This window comes from Candidatus Thiopontia autotrophica (assembly GCA_014384675.1).
Classification (GTDB): domain Bacteria; phylum Pseudomonadota; class Gammaproteobacteria.
Map to the genome: position 1 here is coordinate 46,826 of JACNFK010000025.1, position 5,705 is coordinate 52,530.

Here is a 5,705-nt window from a genome sequence, read left to right on the forward strand (position 1 = left end):
CGGCACCTCTGACACCCCCAATCCAAACTTTGCCACCGTCCCCCTCCCCCCTGGACCATGAACCCCAATTCCGTGCGCATCATCCACCATCAGTGTAGCGCCACCACATCGACACTCTCCGGCAACCCCCGGCAGCGGGGCAATATCACCATCCATACTGAATACCCCATCGGTCACCACCAAGGTACGCCCCTTATGTGGCTCCGACACTCTACGCTCCAGGGCAGTGATATCGGCATGGGTATAGCGCAATAGTTTTGCCCCACTTAGCCTTGCCCCATCAAGCAGGGAGGCGTGATTCAGGCGGTCATGAATTGTTCTGTCGTTGCGTCCCAGCAGGGCCTGATGGATACCCAGATTAGCCATATAGCCTGACGAAAAGAGCAGCACCCTGGGGTAACCCAGAAAGTCTGCCAACTCCTCTTCCAGCGCATGGTGGGCAGCTGTGTGGCCGGTTACAAGGTGGGCCGCCCCACTTCCTGCCCCCCAACGATAGAGCCCCTGCTGAAACGCCTCCACTATCTCTGGATGGTTGGCCAAACCCAGATAGTCGTTGCTGCTGAAGGAGAGATAACGTTTACCATCAACCTCAATCTCCACCCCTTGAGGTGAATCAACCACTCGCCTTTGACGATAGAGTGACTGCTCCATGCGCTCATCAAGCTGCTGCTGTAATTGGTGGTCAATACCCATATTTAGAATGGAGGCTACCCCAACACCACCTCCTCCCCAGCCGTAGCCTCCAGCCCCAACTTTGCAAATAGTGAGGCATCACTCTCCTCACCCGCATTTGGTGTAGTTAACAGCTGCTCCCCTGAGAAGATGGAGTTGGCGCCCGCCGCAAAACAGAGCGCCTGCAGCTCATCGCTCATCGACTCCCTCCCTGCCGAGAGCCGTACCCACGACTTCGGCATCACTATGCGGGCCACACATATGGTGCGGACAAACTCCAGTGGCTCAAGCTCCTCCAGCCCCTCCATCTCATCCAGCGGGGTTCCGGAGACCCGTACCAGACGGTTGATCGGCACACTATCCGGCTGCCTGGGAAGGTTGGCCAGGGTTGCCAACAGCCCGGCACGATCCTGCCTGGACTCACCCATCCCCACAATCCCGCCACTGCATACATTGAGACCGGCATCGCGTACATATTCCAGGGTATCAAGCCTGTCCTGATATGTTCGGGTAGTGATCACCTCGCCATAATAGGCCTCCGAGGTATCCAGGTTATGGTTATAGTAATCAAGCCCCGCCTTCTTCAACTTCTCAGCCTGCCTCTGGGTCAGCATTCCCAGAGTCATGCAGGTCTCCATCCCCAGCGCCTTGACCCCACTCACCATGGTGAGCAGTCGCTCCATATCCTTCCCCCTGGGATTGCGCCAAGCCGCCCCCATACAGAAGCGGGATGAGCCTGAGCGTTTTGCCTCCTCTGCAGCTCTTAGAACCTCTTCTACCTCCGCAAGTTTTTCACGCTCCAGCTCGCTGTCGTTGCGTGCACTCTGTGAACAGTACTTGCAATCCTCCGAGCAACCGCCTGTCTTGATGCTCATCAGGGTGCTGACCTGCACTCTGTTTGGATCAAAGGTCTCACGATGAATGGTCTGAGCCTTGAACAGCAGATCATTAAAAGGGAGGTCAAATAGCGCCTCCACCTCACTTAACTGCCAACTGTTACGAACCTCTGAATTTGAACTCATTATCTGCCTCCGAGGAGAGAAAAAGTTCTCTACCATAAATATGAGTAGTTACACTATGAGAATGAAAAATAATCCTACTCTCTAACACTTTGCTGTCAACCATATATGTTTGAAAAAGTTTACAGACAACTGCGCAAACTTACTCCCCCTGAACCCTGCGCCATATGCGGCATCCCGAGTCATGGTGATGTTGCGCTGTGCAACTCTTGCAGAGAGAGACTGCCTACTCTAAGCAGCGCCCCTTTCGAGCTTCAGAGCCGCAATCAGTGGGACAAGATTATCATCCCCTATCGCTATAGCGAGCCGTTGGCCCCGTTGATCCAACAGCTGAAGTTTGACCACAAACTTAACTATGCCAGACTATTTGGTTCACTGATGATGGAGCAGCTTCAAAAGGATATGGCTGCACCACCGGATCTGATACTACCTATTCCACTCCACCCCAGACGGCTACGCCAGCGCGGCTTCAACCAGGCCCTTGAGATAATCCGTAACCCTGCCAAAGAGCTTGGCATTCCGCTTGATATAACAAGTTGTCTCAGAAGAAAACATACAGAACCACAACTTTCCCTGAACGCCGCAAAGAGGAGGCACAACCTGGAAGATGCCTTCCACATAACCACCCCTCTAAATGGTGCCACCGTTGCCATCTTTGATGATGTGATAACCACCGGCAGCACCATGAGAGCTGTCACCCATGCCCTGAAAAGTGGCGGGGCTGGCAAGATTCAGATCTGGGCACTCGCCTATACTCCGCCCCACGGGTAAACTACCAGCTTCATGGAAGATATCACCGAGATCATTGAGCCTCTGAACGAGGCCCAGCGCAAGGCAGTTACCACAGAGTCGAGAAATAGCCTGATACTAGCTGGTGCCGGAAGCGGCAAGACCAGGGTACTGGTTCATCGCATCGCCTGGCTGATTCGTGCAGAACAGATATCGCCATGGTCAATCCTCGCCGTCACCTTTACCAACAAGGCGGCAAAGGAGATGAAGGGACGCATTGAGTCCCTGTTAGATATGCCGGCCGGTAACCTCTGGGTTGGGACCTTTCATGGACTGGCCCACCGCCTACTCCGCAGCCACTGGCAGGAGGCTGATCTACCGCAGAATTTCCAGATTCTTGACAGCGAGGATCAGCTACGTCTGATCCGTCGCCTACTCAAGGAGATGAACCTGAATGATGAGCGCTGGCCACCAAAACAGGCGCAGTGGTTTATCAATGAGCAGAAAGACAAGGGGATCCGTTCCCACCAGATAGATCCTGGCCATGACCACTGGCTCAGACAGATGGCAGAGATATATATGGCTTATGAGGCAGCCTGTCAGCGCAGTGGACTGGTAGACTTTGCAGAGATCCTGCTGCGGGCACATGAGATGTGGCTCAACAACCCAGAGCTTCTGGCCCACTATCGCAACCGCTTCAGCCATATTCTGGTAGACGAGTTTCAGGACACCAACACGATTCAGTATGCCTGGATAAGGCTATTGGCTGGTGAACATGGATCCACTTTTGTGGTCGGAGACGATGATCAATGCCTCACTGCCGGGACCATGATCTCCATGGCCGATGGCTCAGAGAAAAAGATCGAACAGGTTACACCCGGCGATCAAGTACTCTCAGGATTCGGTAAGGGAGACTTTCAACCCTCAACCGTTTTACGCTGCCATAAGAAACCGTTCCAGGGTGATCTCATCACCATCCACACCGCCTCAGGCAAACAACTCACCAGCACCAAAGAGCACACCCACTTCGCTGGCTATGTTCAGACAGATGCACCGCAGAAATACTTCCTCTATCTGATGTTCAAACGAGGAATCGGTTATCGACTGGGAACAACTAAAGTCCATATGGATGCCGACAAACACAGCAAACTGGGATATATGCTTCGATCCGTACAGGAGCATGCCGATGCGCTTTGGATCATCCGCACACATGACAGTGAAAACGATGCCCGAATGGATGAAACGATCGCCTCGTTGCAGTATCAGATCCCAACACTTCCTTTTACCCCTCGTAAACAACGAAGCAAGAATGGACTGATTCACGAAGCAAGTTACATCCAAAAGGTATTCGATACCATTGACTCGACCTCTGGCGCCCACCGCCTCCTCTCTGATGTAAAGCTAGACTCTGAACAGCCCCACCACCGGCCTCAAAGCAGAGACTCGAACCGCTCTAACATTGTTGTCACCCTCTGCGGAGAACGTCGCGGGAGTCGCCCCATGCATCGAATCTCTGTCGTGGGCAATGACACATCCAGAAAACAGCTGATGGAAACGGCTGGCTTCAGTGTTCGTGCAGCAAAGCCCAACTCCAATAGCTGGCGCTATGAAACCTGTAATAAATCGTTTGAGAACATTCTTCAAACCGCCCACCAACTCAAGACACTGCTCGATGGAACCATCATTCTCAACGCCCATATCCTGCCCCGTTCACTCCCATTTATTCAGGCAGCCGCAATCCGTGAGGGGATGTCGATCATTAATCAGGATGGAGAATATGAGGCGGTAGAGCGTATTGTCTGGTCGGAAGGAAGAAAAACGATTTACGATCTGGATATTGAGAACACGCACAACTTCATCGCCAACGGCATTGTCACTCACAACTCTGTCTATGGGTGGCGAGGGGCACAGGTTGAAAACATCCGCAGTTTCACCCGTGACTTTCCCGAGGTAGAGAGTCAGAAGCTGGAGCAGAACTACCGCTCTACCGGCAACATCCTAAATGCCGCCAATGCGCTGATCGAGAACAACCCCAGCCGTATGGGTAAGGAGCTTTGGACCGAGGACCATGATGGAGAGCCGATCCAGCTCTACTCTGCCTTCAACGATCTGGATGAGGCCCGCTTTATTGCTGAGCAGATTGAGAGTTGGACCATCAAGGGCGGTGCGCGTTCCGAGAATGCAATCCTCTACCGCTCCAACGCCCAATCCCGTGTACTGGAGGAGGCACTACTGAGTGCAAATATCCCATACCGCATCTATGGTGGAGTGCGCTTCTTCGAGCGGGCCGAGATCAAGGATACACTAGCATACCTGCGGCTGATGGCCCACCGTGATGATGATTCCGCATTCGAGCGGGTGGTCAACACCCCTACCCGTGGCATTGGCAACCGTACTGTTCAGGTGGTACGTGACCATGCAAAGAGTGCAGGAATCTCACTCTGGCAGGCAGCAGTAGAACAGATTCAAGGCGATGTATTAGCAGCTCGTGCCCGTAACGCCCTGGCGGGCTTTATCCAGTTAATAGAGCATATGGATGAGGAGGCCGAGAACAAAATTCTTGTGGAACAGGTTGAGATTGCTCTCAAAAATAGTGGGGTGATGGCTCACCACCGCAAGGATAGAAGCGAGAAGGCCCGTACCAGAGTTGAAAACCTTGAAGAGCTGGTCACCGCTGCACGCCAGTTTGCCCCTGCAGATGAGGTGGCTGATAATGAATCACTCAACCCTCTGGATGAATTCCTGGCACAGGCAGCGCTGGAGGCCGGCGACACCCAGGCAGAGGAGTGGGAGGACTGTGTACAGATGATGACCCTCCACAGCGCCAAGGGGCTTGAGTTCCCGCAGGTATTTCTCAGCGGGATGGAAGAGGGGCTATTTCCCCACCGTATGTCATCGGATGATCCAGACAGACTGGAGGAGGAGCGACGCCTCTGCTATGTGGGAATCACCCGTGCCAGAGAGAAACTGACCATCACCCACGCCGAGAGCCGTCGTCTCTACGGCAAGGAGAACCACCCCCGGCAGTCACGTTTTATCAAGGAGCTGCCAAGAGAGCTGATGCAGGAGGTCAGAATTCGCTCAACCATCTCAACGCCGCTCTCCAGCCAGCGCAGTAGCTACCGAAAACAGCCGGCACTAACTGAGGATTCAGGAACCGGTCTCTATCCCGGGCAGCAGGTAAGACATGCAAAATTTGGGGAGGGGACGGTACTGATGCTGGAGGGGAGCGGCCCCCAGGCACGAATCCAGATCCACTTCCCCCAAGCCGGCACCAAGTGGCTG

The 5,705-nt window shown here is 53.8% G+C and carries 4 protein-coding genes and 1 pseudogene; 3 read left to right on the top strand and 2 right to left on the bottom strand.

Annotation, left to right across the window (positions count from 1 at the left end; translation table 11 throughout):
* The coding region (locus H8D24_04655) for an aminotransferase class I/II-fold pyridoxal phosphate-dependent enzyme (GenBank protein MBC8519683.1) at positions 1-693 on the bottom strand (693 nt) is incomplete at its 3' end.
* Positions 694-707: 14 nt separating this feature from the next.
* Positions 708-1,694, bottom strand: a complete 987-nt coding sequence (gene bioB, locus H8D24_04660; protein ID MBC8519684.1) for a biotin synthase BioB — start codon at positions 1,692-1,694, stop codon at positions 708-710.
* Positions 1,695-1,799: 105 nt separating this feature from the next.
* Here bioB and H8D24_04665 point away from each other — a divergent pair, with 105 nt between their 5' ends.
* The 3 genes and pseudogenes from H8D24_04665 to H8D24_04675 all read left to right on the top strand — a co-directional run.
* A complete protein-coding gene (locus H8D24_04665; protein ID MBC8519685.1) occupies positions 1,800-2,462 on the top strand; it encodes a ComF family protein in 663 nt (220 codons plus the stop codon).
* A gap of 12 nt (positions 2,463-2,474) precedes the next feature.
* Positions 2,475-3,230, top strand: a pseudogene (locus H8D24_04670) (UvrD-helicase domain-containing protein).
* Positions 3,231-3,653: 423 nt separating this feature from the next.
* The coding region (locus H8D24_04675) for an ATP-binding domain-containing protein (protein MBC8519686.1) at positions 3,654-5,705 on the top strand (2,052 nt) is incomplete at its 3' end.